The following is a 17,390-nucleotide window of genomic DNA, read 5'->3' as shown; positions in this document are numbered from 1 at the left end:
CATCTTAACTATTCAAACACCTCTGGTATGATCAGCAGTTCCAGAGGTGCTTTATTGCATCCTAAACTTTCGTTTTAAGTGTCCCTTGCCATGCTTTTGCTACTAAACAAGCCTTTCCAAGTCCTCAGTCAATTCACTTCTGATGGAGGTAAAGACACACTCGCTCGCTATGTCGATATCCCAGCAGTTTACCCTGCTGGCCGTCTAGACTATGACTCTGAGGGGCTGCTATTACTGACTGACCAAGGCCCCTTACAGCATTTGATCGCCTCTCCAAAATTCAAAATGCCTAAGACCTATTGGGTGCAGGTGGAAGGCGATATTAATGATGATGCCATCAAAGCACTTCAAGCAGGTGTCGAGTTAAAAGATGGTATGACTAAGCCAGCTGAGTGTCGCAAGATCGCTTCGCCTAACATATGGGAACGAGTCCCCCCTATTCGCGAACGCGCCAATATCCCAACCAGCTGGATTGAACTTAAAATAACAGAGGGCAAAAACCGTCAAGTCAGACGTATGACAGCCCACGTTGGCTTCCCGACACTTCGCCTGATTCGTGCTGCAATAGGCCCTTACAGTGTTGAAAATCTTACACCTGGACAATATCTTATTACCGAACCTACAACAGAACTTGATGAGCAGGTAACTCAATTTGAACGAGAAAAAGCGAGAAAGACTCCCTCACCTAACCGTCGCAGCCCTAGTAGTAGATCAACACAATCGCTATCTAATGGTCACCGAGACTCAGGACGGAGAGATCGTCATCAACCAGCCAGCCGGTCACGTGGAAAACGGTGAGTCTCTGCAACAAGCGGTTATTCGAGAAACCCTAGAAGAGTCCGGTTGGCAAGTAGAGCCTGAAGCCATTTTAGGACTGTATGCTTTTACACCCTTCACAGGTGCGGATACGTATCATCGTGTATGTTTTATTTGTAAGCCGATACACCAAGTCGATATGGCACTCGACGAAGATATTATTGAATCAAACTGGCTAACAAAAGATGACATTGTAGCTCGCAAACAACGTAGCCCTTTGATTATGCAATGCATAAACGATTATGAACGCGGTCAATCACTCGCAATTGACGGCATCAATAACAGGCACATTTTCCCGAGCTAAAGACCTCAAGCGCGTGATCCGTTACAATACGCACTTATTCTAATGACGGGCCTTTACCCCGTTCCCACTATTAGAGAGAACCCATGAGTACAGAGAACCCAAACGCATCGATTAAAGTCATCGTTGGCATGTCCGGCGGTGTTGATTCATCAGTTTCCGCACTTCTTCTGCAACAGCAAGGCTATAAAGTCGAAGGCTTATTTATGAAGAACTGGGACGAAGATGACGGCACTGAATACTGCACAGCGAAAGATGACTTAGCCGATGCTCAAGCCGTCTGTGATAAATTAGGCATTCATCTTCACACTGCCAACTTCGCTGCAGAATACTGGGACAATGTCTTTGAACATTTCCTCGAAGAGTACAAAGCGGGTCGCACGCCAAACCCTGACATTCTATGTAACAAAGAAATTAAATTTAAAGCATTTTTAGAATACGCACTTGAACTTGGAGCGGACTATATCGCGACAGGGCACTACGTTCGCCGAGGCGAAATAGACGGTGAACCAGTGTTACTAAAAGGTCTTGATAACAACAAAGATCAAAGCTACTTCTTGTACGCCGTTGGTAAAGACGAAATTGGCCGCACATTCTTCCCTGTTGGCGAATTAGAAAAGCCCGAAGTGCGTCGCTTAGCCGAAGAATTTGACCTCGTGACGCACAACAAGAAAGACAGTACAGGTATTTGCTTTATAGGCGAACGTCGCTTTAAAGATTTTCTTGAGCAATATCTGCCAGCACAGCCGGGCAATATTGAAACGCTTGATGGTGATATCATCGGCAAGCACCATGGCTTGATGTACCACACGATTGGCCAGCGCCAAGGGCTTGGCATTGGCGGTTTATCAAACTACCCTGACGAGCCATGGTATGTCGTTGAAAAAGACCTAAATCGCAATGTTTTAGTCGTAACTCAAGGCGGTCAACATGAATCATTGTTTAAAACGCACCTGATCGCCGATGGGTTTGACTGGGTAGCACGCCATAAGCCAAACATGCCATTAACTTGTATGGCCAAATGTCGCTACCGTCAACCGGACCAAGAGTGCACGCTAACTGAGTTGGCTGATGGTCGAATTGAGGTCAGTTTTAAAGAACCTCAAAGAGCTGTGACCCCTGGCCAATCAGTCGTTTTCTATGTTGGCGAACATTGTTTAGGCGGCGGCATCATCAATGTTGCATTTAACAAGTAAGACATTTTATTCGCTTGGAGCGCACTATGCAGCACAGTGAAAAAGAACAAGCCATTGCATTAGCGGCCATTTTCCAAGCCGCGGAGCTGGTTGCTAACCTAGCACGTAAAGGCAATACAGATCAGAGCTATGCTGAACCCATACTCAGTAGCATATTAATGGTTAATGCCCCTACGACCGAGGATATCTACGGTGGTCCATTTGACTGTCAGAGCAACCTGGCTTTGGGGCGACGCATTGCGACAGAAGTTATGGGCAAAGGCAAAGACGCCGTCAATCCCGATACCATTCGCTACGCGTTAAGCATGATCCATCTTGAATCTAAGCTACACAAAGACTCAGATATGCTAGCCGCAATCGGTCAGCGACTGAATCAGCTGGAGCGTCAATTAGAGCACTATGACTCTGTAATGCATGAAAATGTGATCGCTGGCATTTCTGGAATGTACCAAGATACTTTAAGTAAGTTATCGTTTCGTATTCAGGTGCACGGAGATAGCCGTTTCTTACAGCAATCTCATGTAGCTCACCAAGTACGCGCTATTTTAATGGCTGGCATTCGTGCAGCTATGCTTTGGCGACAAGTAGGTGGAAGACGCTGGCATCTGATCTTTAAACGCAAAGCTTTGCTTAAGCAACTTGAAGGTCGTTTCTAACCTCTTTTTACACTTCCGACACCAAGGGAAAGAAGCCAATTCAACATTTTCTTCTTTCCCTTCCCCCCTTGATTGATAACAATCATTTAGATCAATCTTGACTATATTCTTAGGCAATATTTCTCGACCTCTTAATTGAGGTAGTATAATGACCAAAAATTTAATCAAATTTGATTTGATTTAGAGAATGGCGGCCATAAGTCACCTTCTATCCAAACGGCTAACTAGCCAGAATGTTAGGGGAAATACATGTCAAAACAAACGATTTACTATACGTTGACAGATGAAGCACCGGCACTAGCGACGGCTTCTCTTCTGCCAATCTTTCGCTCTTTCGCGAAAGAAGCAGACATCGAGCTAGAACTTACGGATATTTCATTAGCAGCCCGTATTTTAGCGGCCTTTTCCGATCGCCTACCAGAAGATCAACGCGTAGAAGACGGTTTAGCGTTTCTAGGTGAATTAACCGCTGAACCAACAGCCAACTTCATCAAGCTACCAAACATTTCAGCCTCTATTCCTCAGCTAAATGCAGCCATCAAAGAGCTTCAAGGACAAGGCTACGACATCCCTAGCTACCCAGAAAGAGCTGCATCTGAAGAAGAGAAAGCCGTACAAGCACGTTACGCTAAGCTACTTGGCAGTGCAGTAAACCCTGTTTTACGTCAAGGTAACTCTGATCGCCGCGCTCCAGCCGCTGTAAAAGCATTCGCACGCAAACACCCACATTCTATGGGCGCATGGCTGAAGACATCTCAAACTCATGCTGATTACATGCGTGATGGCGACTTCTTCTCGTCTGAGCAATCTGTGACTATGGACAAAGCTCAAGACGTACGCATTGAGTTTGTTGACCAAGAAGGCAACGTAGACGTTAAGAAAACACTACCTTTACTTGAAGGCGAAGTACTCGATGGCATGCGCATGAGCGCCAGCAAACTTCGCGACTTCTTTGAAGAGTCTCTTCAAGAAGCAAAAGATGCTGGCATTATGTGGTCACTACACGTCAAAGCGACCATGATGAAAATCTCTCACCCTATTGTGTTTGGTCACGCTGTTACCGTTTTCTACAAAGAAGTTTGGGATAAGTTTGGCGATGTATTTGAAAAAATCGGTGTGAATCCAAATAACGGTATTGGCAGTGTCTACGACAAAATTAAGACACTTCCTCAGTCTCAACAAGATGATATCCTTCAGGCAATCCACGATTGTTATGAACATCGTCCAGAAATCGCCATGGTTGACTCTGTTCGCGGCATTACTAACCTACACGTTCCTTCTGATGTCATTGTTGACGCTTCTATGCCGGCTATGATTCGTAACTCGGGCAAAATGTGGGGCCGTGATGGCAAGCCAAAAGACACTAAAGCCGTTATGCCTGAGTCTACTTACGCTCGAATTTATCAAGAAGTTGTTAACTTCTGTAAAACAAACGGCGCATTTGATCCAACTACAATGGGCACTGTTCCCAACGTTGGCTTGATGGCTCAAAAAGCAGAAGAGTACGGCTCACACGACAAAACTTTCGAAGCTAAGAAAGATGGCTTGATGCGTGTTGTAGATACAGACGGCAACGTTCTAATGCAACACGATGTTGAAAAAGGCGATATCTGGCGCGCATGCCAAACAAAAGATGCTGCGATCAAAGATTGGGTTAAATTAGGCGTCACTCGTGCCCGCAACTCCGACACACCAGCTATCTTCTGGTTAGATGAAGAGCGTGCGCATGATAATGAGCTTCGTAAGAAAGTTGAACAATACCTTCAAGATCACGATTTAGAAGGTCTAGACATCCGCATCATGTCTTACAACGAAGCGATCCGCTTCTCTATGGAACGCATCATCCGTGGTAAAGACACCATCTCTGTCACAGGTAATGTTTTACGTGACTACCTAACAGACCTATTCCCTATTATGGAATTAGGTACTTCTGCTAAAATGCTGTCTATCGTTCCGATGCTAAATGGTGGCGGTATGTACGAAACAGGGGCAGGTGGTTCTGCACCTAAACACGTACAACAGCTTCAAGAAGAGAACTACCTACGCTGGGACTCTCTAGGTGAATTCCTAGCAACCGCTGTATCATTTGAAGAAATCGGTATTAAGCAAAACAACGAGAAAGCAAAAGTTTTAGCGAAATCCCTTGATAAAGCGACCGGCAAACTTTTAGACAACAACAAGTCTCCTTCTCGTAAAATTGGTGATATTGATAACCGTGGTAGCCACTTCTACCTTGCAATGTATTGGGCACAAGAACTTGCAGCGCAAACAGAAGACGCGCAACTAGCTGCTAAGTTTGCACCATTTGCTAAAACTCTGACTGAGAATGAAGCGAAGATTGTTGAAGAGTTAGCTGCTGTACAGGGTAAACCTGCTAATCTAGATGGTTACTACCATATGGATCTAGAGCAACTATGGAAAGTAATGCGCCCAAGCGCCACCTTTAATGCTGCCCTAGCATCACTATAGTTCTCTTTTTTAACCTCTAACTCAAAGCAATTTGAGTTAGAGGTTCACAAAATTTGAGCACAAAAAAGGGAGCTAATTTAGCTCCCTTTTTATTTAACTCTATGCTCAATTAACAACTGCAACAGACCCAAAACTAGGCTCTGAATGCGCATTGTTTAGCGCATGCGCTGAATGCGGCATATACACCAAATTCCCCATACTCTGTTCAGCTGGGGTAATATTTCCCATCCAAGCTACTTTACGCTCATCACGTGGAGAAATACCTAAATGCTTACGATAACAGCGACTAAAATGCGGCGTTGAAATAAAGCCACACGCAGCCGATATCTCAACAATAGACATACTAGATTGTTTCAATAGCTGTCTAGCTCGATCTAATCGAAGGCGTAAGTAGTAACGTGAAGGAGAGCAATCTAAATACTTATGGAACATCCGCTCTAGTTGACGACGTGACACATCAACAAACGCGGCCAATTCATCAAGGTCTATCGGCTCTTCTAAGTTATTTTCCATCAACTCAATCACATCAACCAATTTAGGCTTACAACCCCCCTTATTAAGCTGACGCAATGGCACACGTTGCTGATCAAATTCACTACGAATACGATCACATATAAACATATCTGATACTGCACCAGACAATTTCGCACCATGTTCTCGAGCAATAATGGTCAGGAACATATCTAGTGGTGCACTACCGCCGGTCGCAGTAAAGCGATTTTCATCCATTGAGAAAAGGCGATTATTACAACGAACTTTAGGGAAGCTTTCTTGCAAAGCCGTCATACACTCCCAATGAACACTGCAGTTATAACCATCCAACAAGCCTGCATGAGCAAGTACGTACGCTCCTGTACATATACTGCCTAACGTAATTCCTTTACGTGATCTTTGTTGCAACCAGCTCACTTGCTTGGAAGTAAAACCGCGAGTGATGTCTAAGCCACCGGCAACAATAATCATATCCAGTTCTGGACATTCAGCGATTGACGTATCGGCTGATAAACTTAATCCATCACTGGCAACGACAGGTTCGCCAGATTCGGAAATCATATGCCAGTTATACAGCTCCTCACCGTACAGCTGATTGGCCATACGTAATGGCTCAAGAGCTGAAGCCAACGCAATCATAGTAAAATTATCTAGCAGCAAGAAACCAACTCGCGTTACTTTCTTCTTGCTAGTCGCTGTAGTAGGGGAAGATGAGACCATGAATGTGCCCTCTTATACGTGATATATAGCGTAAGCAACTATCAGGCCAGTATTGCTATAAACACCATTTTTATTATGACGGACCGACAGTAGCTGTTGGGTGAACGTCTCTTCACTTTCTATTCATTATATGGCTATTCTAAGCCGTGAAACAGAACCCGTATAATAATTGACCCGAGCCTTATAAATATCACATAAACGACAAAATTTAAAACATACCACACAAAAAACGACACCACCCTAGCGCTACCTTAAAGATAGAAGAAGTCGCTTTTAATGCAGATCAACCTTAACTGTAGACCATTTTCGCCATATTAAGCTTCATATCGCCCAAAAAATAACACCTTTCACACCATTTAAGAGCAACAACACTATTATCTACTGTTTTACTGCCATAAGTCTGTCACACGTACTGACTCATCAAAGCGATGGCGAATTTGAGCCTGCAACAGCTCCGCAGTAGCAATTGCATCCGTCATCGCACTGTGCATATGATAGCGAGGCAAGCCATACCGCAAACGACTGTCTACTAAACGAATAGAAACCAGCTTACTGCCGAACAATCGCTTTAATTTGGTGCGCCAGCCATCACGATAAAGCATCGCTTCTAAACGCATGGTATCTAACATAGGAAACCAAAGTTCTTCTCCTAACACACCCTCCACTGCTCGGTTCAAAAATTGCCGTTCAATGTACTGGTAATGAACAACAACGACCTTACCTTCAAGGGCCTTGAGCACTTGCTCTAGCACTTCTGAAATACGAGGAGCAGACGACACCTCACTATGGGTAATACCATGGATAACAATCGAATCATCGCTTAATTTGCATTTAGGCCGAACAATCCAATGTTTTGCTTCCGCTACTTTTATGCGCTTTAAATTAAAAGGCACTAAACCAATACTGACAATTTCGTCTGTTTTAGGGTCAAGGCCCGTCGTTTCGAAATCTAGGGCAACAAACTCAGCTTGATCCAAAGTGAGATCTTCTGAAAAGTTTTGCGAGGCATAAAAGCTTTTAAGAAGTGGTGAGTTAACACTGGCCGTCTCTTGACGAATAAACTCATGCCAAGAAAATGCATCACTAACACGAGCCATAATTGTAACTCACGAAAAAGGATAACGATATTTGAGGAAACGTTGGCTATTGCTCAACACGTTGAACGCTTCTTTTAAGTTGCGTCGCTCGATGTCAGACAACGTATCAGGTTCAATATTATTATCGACCTCAGACCCATCTTCAACGTCTTCTACTTGGTGCCTAATACGAACCATGGCCAGATACTCCAATGCATACTTAAGTTCTTGACCACGTTTATCAGGCAGTATTCCTGATTTTATTACGTCATCAAGGCGATCTATTGAATTACGCGACGTGGATCCTACGGCCAAAGCATGGACTCGAATTAGATCAACTAACGGGGCAGTTCCTCGACGTTTCAAATTAATAGTGCGACGATGCTCACCATCTTTTTCCATCACAAACTCTTTGAAGAAGCCTAATGGTGGCGTACGGAGCAAGGCATTTCTAGACAAGCTTGCAAGAAACTTAGGCGTGTTTTTGGCTCTATTGACAATGAACCGGTACAACTCATCAGCCCATTCTGTTTTACCCCAAACACCTTCAAGATCAAAAAACACTGAACTATTTAGTAATGCATCAGGATTGGGCACATCAATCCAATCTGCAAAGCACTCACGCCATTCACTGATCGTTTTTCGCCAGCGCGGATTGGTCGCCATAATACGACCAGTACAGTAAGGGTAGCCACATTTATCCAAACCTTCTGAGACAAACTCAGTTAAAGCTTCAAAATATTCATTATGCTGGCGGGGATTATAATCGTTGGACAAGATCAAGGCGTTATCTTGATCGGTAATCAACAGCTGCTCATCACGCGCCATAGAGCCGAGGGCCAAAAAGCAATAAGGTACGGGTGGTGGACCAAGCCTCTCTTCGGCAAGCTCAAGTAAGCGCTGCTTAAAACTACGCCCAATAACCGACATAGCACTACCGACCATTTGAGCACTAGACTCCTGCCGCACCATGCGAACAAAGCAAGATGGAACATCTTTAGACACTTGAACTAATTCTTCAATAGAATGTTGTCGATGAATCAGCCCCACGATATACAGACTATTTTTAGATTCATATCGAACAATATCTGAAATCGCAATCACACCAATGGGGACATTGTTTTCTACGATAGGCAAATGATGAAGATTAAAACGCAACATCATTAACATCGCTTCAAAAACAAACGTATCCTTATCCAAGGTCTTAGGCGTTTGCGTCATCACTGAAGATACCGCACTGTCAAGATCGACACCCTGCGAGACAACGCGGGTTCTCAAATCTCGATCGGTTAGTATGCCAACCAAATGTTTAAAACTATCGCCGAAGTCTTCAACGGGGGCTATTTCATCGTAAATCAGTAACGACGAGACGGATTCATCCGTCATCACCGACGCAGCTTGGCGAATACTGGCATCGGATGAAATCATAATAGGAGGTCGAGCAATCAACGTAGACACTTTCACACTGGAAAGATCATTCTCTTCACGTTTTTGCTGTATTTCTTTATTCATCTTACGCTTGTCGTCTACTTCAACAAAGTAAGCAAACTCATCGTAATTATCACACAACTCGTTAAAAAGGGTTTCAGGAACAAAATAAATTAACGAATCTTCAAGCGCTCTCGATGGCAAACGAATGCGATTATTCATCAGCAAACCAAGCTGACCAAATACATCACCAACACTTAAACGGTTGTAGAGAACACCATTACGCCGATAGATCTCTATAGAACCACTGCGAATAAAACATAAATCATGAATCTCATCGCCAAATTTATAGACATCAGCACCTTGACGGTAGTAGCTAATCTCCAAAGAAGCAGCCACCAAATTCAGTGTTTTTTCAGGTAAGAATGAAAAAGGAGGATAGCGCCCTAAGAATTCAGCTATCTCGATTTGCTCAGCTTCCATAGGGCGCCCTTAATACTAGTAATTAGTATTCGAATACAACATCAGATTTCGCGACTGTACAACATGAAAGAACGTAACCGGCTGCTACGTCCTCATCCGTAATACCACCGTTGGCTTCCATGTGTGTATCACCTTCTTTGATCATCACTTTACATGTACCACAGATGCCCATACCGCACGCTTTAGGAATGTGAAGGTTAAGCTTAGCGGCTGCGTTGTGAAGTGTTTCACCTGGAGCAACTTGAACACTCATCGTCATACCTGAGCTAATCACTTCTACACGATGCATGTCTTCACTATTGATTGCATCCGCTGCTTCTTGAGCCACTTCTGCGTTTTCAATCGCTTCTTCTTCAACATCAGTAGGTGTCGCACCAAATGCTTCTTCATGGTAACGAGACATGTCGAAGCCTTTCTCTTTCAAAAGCTTCTTAATCGCGCTCATGTATGGTGTAGGTCCACAACAGAAAATTTCACGCTCCATAAAATCAGGCGAAATCATCTCAAGCTTAACTGCGTCTAGATAACCACGGAAACCATGCCATGCCTGACCATTCTCTACACGTTCAACAATCAAGTTAAGATTGAAATTATCAACACGAGACGCCATGTGATCTAATTCACGTGCGTAAATTAGATCTCGAGGAGTACGTGCACTGTGGATGAATACCATATCAACTTCGGCATTTGAGTCAAACCACCAACGCGCCATCGACATAACAGGCGTGATACCAACACCACCAGATAGAAGTAGTACTTTATCTGCAGGGAAATCGATACAGTTAAAGTTACCAACTGGACCGTGAACGGCTAGTTCGTCACCCACTTTCATGTTGTCATGCAACCAGTTAGATACTAAACCACCAGGTGCGCGCTTTACAGTAATGGAAAAACTGTAAGGTACAGATGGTGCACTAGAGATGGTGTAAGAGCGCATTACTTGCTTACTGTCGATCTCAAGCTCTAAGGTTACAAATTGACCTGGCTTAAAGAAGAACATAACTGGCTGTTGTGCCATAAAGCAGAAAGTGCGCACATCCCAAGCTTCTTCAATAACCTTTACACAACGTACGTTATGACGGCCATTTACCCAAGTTTGAGTATTTACTGGTGCTAAGTAGTCTGCAGCGGATGCGACTGTTGGAGGAGTTGTCATGGTTATTCTCTCTTGATGGCGTTGACGTTTCACCGATTTGAGCAATTGTCGTTCGAGTGCTAGGATTTCAGTTGACCTTTTGCGACACCAAGTTGCTCATTGAAGCCATGAAAATAGCGCTAACTATCTGATGTAGCAAGAAGAGTCGATTTATGTATGAGAGTATGTCGCAATTAGTCATTTCGCAAACCCTAACTTAGGTGAGGATAGCGTCATTATTATAACGACAAAGGGAATATAATAGAAATTCCCAACTATGTTGCTCCGACGAGGGAAACAACATCAACTCGGCTTTTGTTATTGAGGATCACTCTAATGAATCAATATGATCTGTTAAACATGCGTTACGCGACTGTTCAAGAAGCTCGCACAGAAATGTCTAAATTGCTTGAGGCTCGCCCAGCCAATTACTCGTTGGATGCTCCACTATACAACGACCCTCACATGTTCCGCGTTGATGTGGAAGAAGTGTTCCAAAAGGAATGGCTATTCGTTGGTATGACCAGCGAAATTCCAAACCGTGGCGATTACTTCACAGTGGAAATTGCGCAAAACCCAATCCTTGTCATTCGTGATGCAGATGGTTCTGTCAATGCTTTCCACAATACATGTCGTCACCGTGGCTCTCGCGTATGTCTTGAGCACCGCGGCAAAGTAGCAAACTTAGTATGTCCTTACCACCAGTGGACGTACGACCTTAAAGGTAACCTGCTATTTGCTGGTACAGAGATGCAAGAAGGCTTCGATAAGTCTCAGCATGGTCTGAAGAAAACACATTGTAAAACAGCGGGAGGATTCGTCTTTGTCTCTCTTGGTAAAGAAGAACCAGAAGGCGACTTCGATGAGTTCCTAGCAACGCTTGAAGAGTACATGGCACCTTACGACGTGGAAAACACGAAGTTAGCGGCTGAGTCCAACATGTACGAGAAAGCTAACTGGAAACTTGTACTTGAGAACAACCGTGAGTGTTACCACTGTGCAGGTAGCCACCCTGAACTATTGAACACAATTTTAGAGTGGGATGACACGAATGACCCTCGTGCACCTCAAGACTTCCTAGACCATTACGCAGAACAGTCTGCTAAATGGGATGCAGAAGGTATTCCACACGAACACAAGAGCTACGGCCCAGGTAAGCGTAACCGCATCGTTCGTATGCCTTTGAAGAAAGGCACAAAAGTAATGACGATTGATGGTGAAGCCGGCTGTAAGAAGATGCTAGGCAACATCAAGAACCCTGAGCTTGGTTCTATGCGTATCCTTCACCTTCCGAACTCTTGGAACCACATGCAGTCTGATCACTTCATCGTGTTCCGTGTTCTACCAATCTCTGCTCAAGAGTCTATGGTGACCACTAAATGGTTCGTACACAAAGACGCAGTAGAAGGCGAAGACTACAATCCAGATCGTCTACGTCAAGTTTGGGATGCTACTAACGACCAAGACCGTGTACTGGGTGAGCAAAACCAATTGGGGATTAACTCTGTAGGTTACCAGCCTGGTCCATACTCTGAAACTTACGAGTTCGGTGTTATGAACTTCCTAGAATGGTACACAGATACTATTCAAAAGAACCTTAAGAAATAATAAGGTTTTACCCTAAATTAAAAAGCCAGCTTTAAGCTGGCTTTTTTTGTGGCTCACTTCTATAAGACTAAAATGATAGATTAGAAATAATGGAAAACAGATAATTGCGTAACGCCCCACTCATCATCACGAGTTTTGCTATATTGCCCACCCGCTCGCCATTGCCAACCTTTAGCAATCGTATGAGAATAATCCACTTTAACCTCTTGTCGTTCAGCATTATGTCGGTTTACATCAAACAAGTACTGGTAACTGGAAGACAAATTGGAAACGTCTCCATTCCAAATCCATTTTATCTGCGGCCCTGTTTCAAGTTGGTATCCATCGTGATAGTCATTATCAGCCGACGCACTACCATTCCAAAAAAAAGCTAACAATGAGTTCTGGCCAATTTGTTGCGTCACCCCAGCCCCACCCTTCAGACGAAACACCAAATTATCCTCAAGCGTAATATCACGTATAAGGCTGGCGTTCACATGCCAAGATTTTGGCAACATCAGAGCGTTTCTAGGAGCCATAGAATGAATATTTACGAAATTAAAATGGTTTACCTGAAGCTGTTCGGAATCACTCCAACGCAACGAACCACCAAACATCGAAAGCTCAGCACCTGTTAGATACCCACCCTTTGGATCCAACACATCATGGTATGAAGGCCGGTAATCCAATATCCCATAACTCCGACCATCTCTAGATTCTGCAGCCACACCAACTCTAGCTGTTTCATGCCCCTGATCATCACGAATGAGAGGCGGCTCTACGACCTCAAATACTTTGGGTACTGCAAGCTTGCTACGCAAAGAGAGAAGCTTGATTGAGCGGCTACTAAGATGGCTAAGTGTTGATTTTTTCCGTGCCGACAGATAACGACTGTATTCGTATGCCACATCTAATGTTTGCGCTTGCTGCACAACACTCAATTGATTTAATTGCGATAAATCTAAAGTCTCAGGTTCCACCAAATTTTTCGCTAATTCGATTTGCTTAGGAGACACTTGCGCTAACATATTCTGAATTTTGTTTAGGGTGGATGGACGGTAATTCGCCTCATCAAGCACACCTTGACGCTTCATTTCACGTACCGTATCTGCAGGGATAGCCCAGATAGAAAACTGTGAAGCAAGATTCAAACGCGGACTGGCAGCATCAAGCATCGTCAACAATTGATAGGAGCAATTTTGTGAAAAGAAATAATAAGGCATTGACGTCCCTTTCATTTCCCAAATGTGCCGCACAAATTGATCAACCTCTGAAGGCGTAAGAGAAAGCTCATATTCCCAAATGTCACGATTTTCTAAGAAATTATACTCTTTAACCTTCTGGTAATAAGGCATCACGGATAGGACACCAGGATAGCCCCCAGTAAGGCCCTTATAACTGAAGACCAACTGATTATCTTCAGGATCAGTATTGGCTGCGTAATTAACCGCGTAATCTAACAATGGGGTTTCGTTGCCACGCTTTTTTACACGAAACAGTGTATGCCCATACATGGAGGAGGGACTGTTAAGGTACGCGGCAGGGAATACAAGAAAGATCTTTTCTGCATCTAACTGAAGGCGCCATTCTTCAAAGTCAGAGCATGAACGTTCAACCCAATCACGACCTGGAAGCTTAGCCTGCAACCAAGCTAAGCGCCCAGGAAAACGACATTGAGCAGATTCATTGGGGTTTTGCACAGAAAGCTTTGACGTAAAAGCTTTATATGTTGCCAACAGCTCAGCTTTAGCCGAAATCTGACCTTCCGAAGAGAGAAAAAAGTTTGGATCTTCTATTTGACTACCGACTTGCTTTACAACACCAATTTTGTCGTAATGGAGCATACTAAGCCACTGAGGATCTTGTGCTAAAGAAGACAACACGCTGTCTTCAGCAGCATGTGCTTGGGGAAACGTCGCCCCAATAGCGAGACAGGAAAAAAACGCTAGTGATCGCATAAAAATCCGTTTAAACAAAAAGAGCGGGCTAGCCCGCTCTTTCATAAATTAACTAATCAACAACTCTTAGCCTAGGTATTTAGCTAGCTCTGGAGATTTCTCCATCACTGTCACGATATCTTGGTAAGCTGTTTCAGGAGTCACCTCTGCTGACGCAAAGATAGTATCAAAGTTCGACTGCATTACTTGGTTGAACGACGCTTTGTCATTACCTTGAACACCAATCAAATCTGCTAATGCATTCAATGTTTCGCCGTCACCTTTTGCAGAATCTACTGCCAAAGGTTCTAGGTTGTCATTAATAAACATCGCTACACCACCAGCCAAAGGAGCATCAGGAACATCACAACCTAGCGTCCCTGAAGTCATACCAAAAGTTTGGTTACCGGAAGTTCCGTTTGTAGTTGCAGCAAGAACGTGCTCATGCCACTCGTCCGCATTTTGGAATACGACTTCTGTACCTAGTCCACAACCCGCTGGACCGTATGCAGCAAAAGAAGAAACAGACGCCGTTGCTAGCATTGCAGACAAAATAACTTTTTTCATAATATTTTCCTTGAATTCCATTCAAATAAGATTTTTATATTAGCATCTTAGCTACTCTAAAAGAGGTCACCATAATCGCGCTGCAGAGTATTATGCATTCACTTCAATTACTCCAGCATTTGAAGTTATTTTTATGGATTTATACAAAAATCTTACAAAAAAAACCGCACTAACATCTGCTAGTGCGGCTCTTATTTAAGGCTAACCTAATTAATCAATATAATTGGATTAGTTCAACTCTGAACGTAGACCTTTGTAGATGCTCACACACATCAACAGAAGGATTACGGTAAACGGTAGACCTGTTGTTACAGCACCAGCCTGTAGAGAGCTTAGAGCCTCTGAGCCACCACCGAACAATAATACACCAGCGATCAGACCGACCATAGTCGCCCAGAAAATACGCTGCGGCACAGGCGTCTCAACTTTACCACCAGCGGCAATAGAGTCGATTACCAATGAACCTGAGTCCGAAGAGGTAATAAAGAACACCAATACAAGAATAATGGCAACAATCGAAGTCAATGTTTGCAGAGGCAAGTTCTCAAGCATCTGGAACATAGCGCTAGATACGTCGCCTAGACCACCAGCAAGTTGACCTACACCACCTTGTACTTGGTCAAGCGCTTGACCACCGAATGCAGACATCCAGATGATCGAAACAACTGTTGGTACAAGTAATACCGCGATCATAAACTCACGAACCGTACGACCTTTCGACACACGCGCAATGAACATACCTACGAATGGAGACCAACTAATCCACCAAGCCCAGTAGAACACAGTCCAACCTTCGTAGAATTTATTGTCATCACGACCAATCCAGTTACTTAGAGGGAAGATGTATTCCGCGTAAGAAACAGTTGTGCTGAAAATATGGCCAAAGAAACCAGTAATTGAGCCAAAGATAGCAACAAACAGTACCAATATGCCCGCAAGGATCATATTGATGTTACTTAGTACTTTAACGCCACCATCAAGACCACGCATTACAGAAACAACGGCAATACTTGTTACAACGATGATGATTCCGATCTGAGTAGAGATATTGTTCTCAATACCAAACAGGAAGCTTAAACCACCAGCAGCCTGAGACGCACCTAGACCTAAAGAAGTCGCTAAACCGAAGATCGTCGCAATAACAGCAATGATATCAATACAGTGACCAATAGGACCCCAGCAGCGCTCACCCAATAGAGGGTAAAAAGCTGAACGAATGGTAAGCGGAAGACCTTTATTAAACGAGAAGAACGCTAACGCTAGCGCAACAACACCGTAAATTGCCCATGGGTGTAAACCCCAGTGGAACATTACTGCGCCCATCGCAGCAGAAGCCGCTTCTGGTGTGTTTGCTTCTACATTTAGAGGAGTACCCCACCAGTCTGTGTAGTATGCAACTGGCTCAGCCACACTCCAGAACATCAAGCCGATACCCATACCAGCCGCGAATAACATGGAGAACCAAGACATAGTGGAGAATTCTGGACGCGCCTCACTACCACCAAGACGAATTTTACCAACCGGCAAAACAATCAACGCAAGACAGAACAACACGAAGATGTTACCGCCAATCATAAACAACCAATCAAACGTCTCGATTGACCAACCACGCGCACCCACCATCCAGTCTTTAGCTTGACCAGGGAAAATCAAAGCAAAAGCAATAAAGGCAATGATCGCCACAGCACTTGTAGTAAATACTGGGTTGTTGACATCCATACCGAGGATTTGGACGTTATCCTGCCCCGCTTTGTAGTCGGACGTATAATCCGACGACTTAGGACGTTTTTTAGTTTTTTGGTCCATTCTGTTACTCCACCTAGTTTAAGTCAGCAACCGCTCACCTAGACTCGCCAGAAATCCAGCCTAGGTGAACAGTCATTGTTTTGGTCTAACACTATAAATCTTTTGATAGGTCAGTGCCTATCTTTTTCGGACGCACATTTTTTGCACCGTCTTATGATAGTACGACGACTATTTGCGCATTTGGTGCCTAAAGGCGACAGGCTTTGAACGCATTATGACCAGACACGACAAGCATTGATTTTAGGCATAGAAATAAAACAGAAGACCAAGACAGATTCTTTACATCTGCATGATATTAGCTCAGGCGAGCCATAATGGAGCACACTAAATTATCAAAAACGCTCTAAATTAACGCGCTAAAACAAGAGGTTATATTTGCACAATATAAAGACTAAAGCATACTAGACACTAGCTAATATGCTTTAGGGAAACATAAGAAAAAGCTTATTGAAAGCAATACTAGCTCGGAATTTTCAAAAAGTTTTTTATAACAACGTGAACATCTGGAAGGATTGTTGCACCAGTCGCCTCAAGCTCACTGCAAGCACTTTGTATCACTGATATATTTTGCGGCGCATCATTAGCCCAAACCTTCAAAGCACTATCCACTTCTTCAAGGGTTTGGCAATCTTTTACTGGGGCACCCACTCCAAGCATTTTCTCTTTGAAGTCAACTTCATCAATCAAATCGACAATCATCATAAGAAACAGCCTTAATCAT

14 protein-coding genes are annotated in these 17,390 nt (G+C 43.8%); 6 read left to right on the top strand and 8 right to left on the bottom strand.

What is annotated here, in order from left to right:
* Positions 1 to 90: 90 nt before the first annotated feature.
* From ACPUEK_RS08185 to ACPUEK_RS08165, 5 genes are all read left to right on the top strand, one after another.
* On the top strand, positions 91 to 798 hold the full coding sequence (locus tag ACPUEK_RS08185; RefSeq protein ID WP_425642885.1) for a pseudouridine synthase: 708 nt from the start codon (positions 91 to 93) through the stop codon (positions 796 to 798).
* Positions 731 to 1,120: an NUDIX domain-containing protein gene (locus tag ACPUEK_RS08180; RefSeq protein WP_425642884.1), complete on the top strand. Its 390-nt coding sequence runs from the start codon at positions 731 to 733 to the stop codon at positions 1,118 to 1,120. Before ACPUEK_RS08185 ends, ACPUEK_RS08180 begins: the two co-directional genes overlap by 68 nt.
* 83 nt (positions 1,121 to 1,203) lie before the next feature.
* Positions 1,204 to 2,313, top strand: a complete 1,110-nt coding sequence (mnmA, locus tag ACPUEK_RS08175) for a tRNA 2-thiouridine(34) synthase MnmA (RefSeq protein ID WP_067034591.1) — start codon at positions 1,204 to 1,206, stop codon at positions 2,311 to 2,313.
* Between the two features lie 26 nt (positions 2,314 to 2,339).
* On the top strand, positions 2,340 to 2,969 hold the full coding sequence (gene hflD, locus ACPUEK_RS08170) for a high frequency lysogenization protein HflD (protein ID WP_067034593.1): 630 nt from the start codon (positions 2,340 to 2,342) through the stop codon (positions 2,967 to 2,969).
* A 249-nt stretch (positions 2,970 to 3,218) separates the two neighbouring features.
* Positions 3,219 to 5,438 (top strand): NADP-dependent isocitrate dehydrogenase, encoded by a 2,220-nt coding sequence (locus tag ACPUEK_RS08165; RefSeq protein ID WP_425642883.1) that lies wholly within the window; start codon positions 3,219 to 3,221, stop codon positions 5,436 to 5,438.
* A 105-nt stretch (positions 5,439 to 5,543) separates the two neighbouring features.
* Here the strand turns inward: ACPUEK_RS08165 and ACPUEK_RS08160 are convergent, their stop codons facing one another.
* From ACPUEK_RS08160 to ACPUEK_RS08145, 4 genes are all read right to left on the bottom strand, one after another.
* Positions 5,544 to 6,650, bottom strand: coding sequence for a GlxA family transcriptional regulator (locus tag ACPUEK_RS08160; RefSeq protein ID WP_067214932.1), 1,107 nt, complete (start codon positions 6,648 to 6,650; stop codon positions 5,544 to 5,546).
* 386 nt (positions 6,651 to 7,036) lie between these two features.
* The gene (locus tag ACPUEK_RS08155) at positions 7,037 to 7,747 is read right to left on the bottom strand and encodes a 3'-5' exonuclease (protein WP_067214934.1); all 711 of its coding nucleotides are present in this window, start codon (positions 7,745 to 7,747) and stop codon (positions 7,037 to 7,039) included.
* A 9-nt stretch (positions 7,748 to 7,756) separates the two neighbouring features.
* The gene (locus tag ACPUEK_RS08150; RefSeq protein ID WP_425642882.1) at positions 7,757 to 9,637 is read right to left on the bottom strand and encodes a DUF294 nucleotidyltransferase-like domain-containing protein; all 1,881 of its coding nucleotides are present in this window, start codon (positions 9,635 to 9,637) and stop codon (positions 7,757 to 7,759) included.
* A 22-nt stretch (positions 9,638 to 9,659) separates the two neighbouring features.
* Positions 9,660 to 10,793: a hybrid-cluster NAD(P)-dependent oxidoreductase gene (locus ACPUEK_RS08145; RefSeq protein ID WP_067214939.1), complete on the bottom strand. Its 1,134-nt coding sequence runs from the start codon at positions 10,791 to 10,793 to the stop codon at positions 9,660 to 9,662.
* A 315-nt stretch (positions 10,794 to 11,108) separates the two neighbouring features.
* Between ACPUEK_RS08145 and ACPUEK_RS08140 the strand changes: the two genes are divergently transcribed.
* Complete coding sequence (locus tag ACPUEK_RS08140) at positions 11,109 to 12,380, top strand: aromatic ring-hydroxylating oxygenase subunit alpha (protein ID WP_067214942.1); 1,272 nt, start codon at positions 11,109 to 11,111, stop codon at positions 12,378 to 12,380.
* A gap of 80 nt (positions 12,381 to 12,460) precedes the next feature.
* Here ACPUEK_RS08140 and ACPUEK_RS08135 read toward each other — a convergent pair whose 3' ends face one another.
* The 4 genes from ACPUEK_RS08135 to ACPUEK_RS08120 all read right to left on the bottom strand — a co-directional run bounded on the left by ACPUEK_RS08135 (position 12,461) and on the right by ACPUEK_RS08120 (position 17,371).
* Complete coding sequence (locus ACPUEK_RS08135; RefSeq protein ID WP_425642881.1) at positions 12,461 to 14,317, bottom strand: DUF4105 domain-containing protein; 1,857 nt, start codon at positions 14,315 to 14,317, stop codon at positions 12,461 to 12,463.
* A gap of 66 nt (positions 14,318 to 14,383) precedes the next feature.
* Positions 14,384 to 14,863: a DUF3015 domain-containing protein gene (locus tag ACPUEK_RS08130; protein WP_067214946.1), complete on the bottom strand. Its 480-nt coding sequence runs from the start codon at positions 14,861 to 14,863 to the stop codon at positions 14,384 to 14,386.
* Positions 14,864 to 15,091: 228 nt separating this feature from the next.
* Positions 15,092 to 16,669: a BCCT family transporter gene (locus tag ACPUEK_RS08125; protein WP_425642880.1), complete on the bottom strand. Its 1,578-nt coding sequence runs from the start codon at positions 16,667 to 16,669 to the stop codon at positions 15,092 to 15,094.
* 459 nt (positions 16,670 to 17,128) lie between these two features.
* Complete coding sequence (locus tag ACPUEK_RS08120; protein ID WP_067214951.1) at positions 17,129 to 17,371, bottom strand: hypothetical protein; 243 nt, start codon at positions 17,369 to 17,371, stop codon at positions 17,129 to 17,131.
* Positions 17,372 to 17,390 lie beyond the last annotated feature (19 nt).

This window comes from Marinomonas gallaica (genome assembly GCF_049821165.1).
In the GTDB taxonomy this organism is placed as follows: domain Bacteria; phylum Pseudomonadota; class Gammaproteobacteria; order Pseudomonadales; family Marinomonadaceae; genus Marinomonas; species Marinomonas gallaica.
The sequence above is the reverse complement of the archived record's forward strand: the minus strand, read 5'-3'. Positions and strand labels throughout refer to the sequence as shown.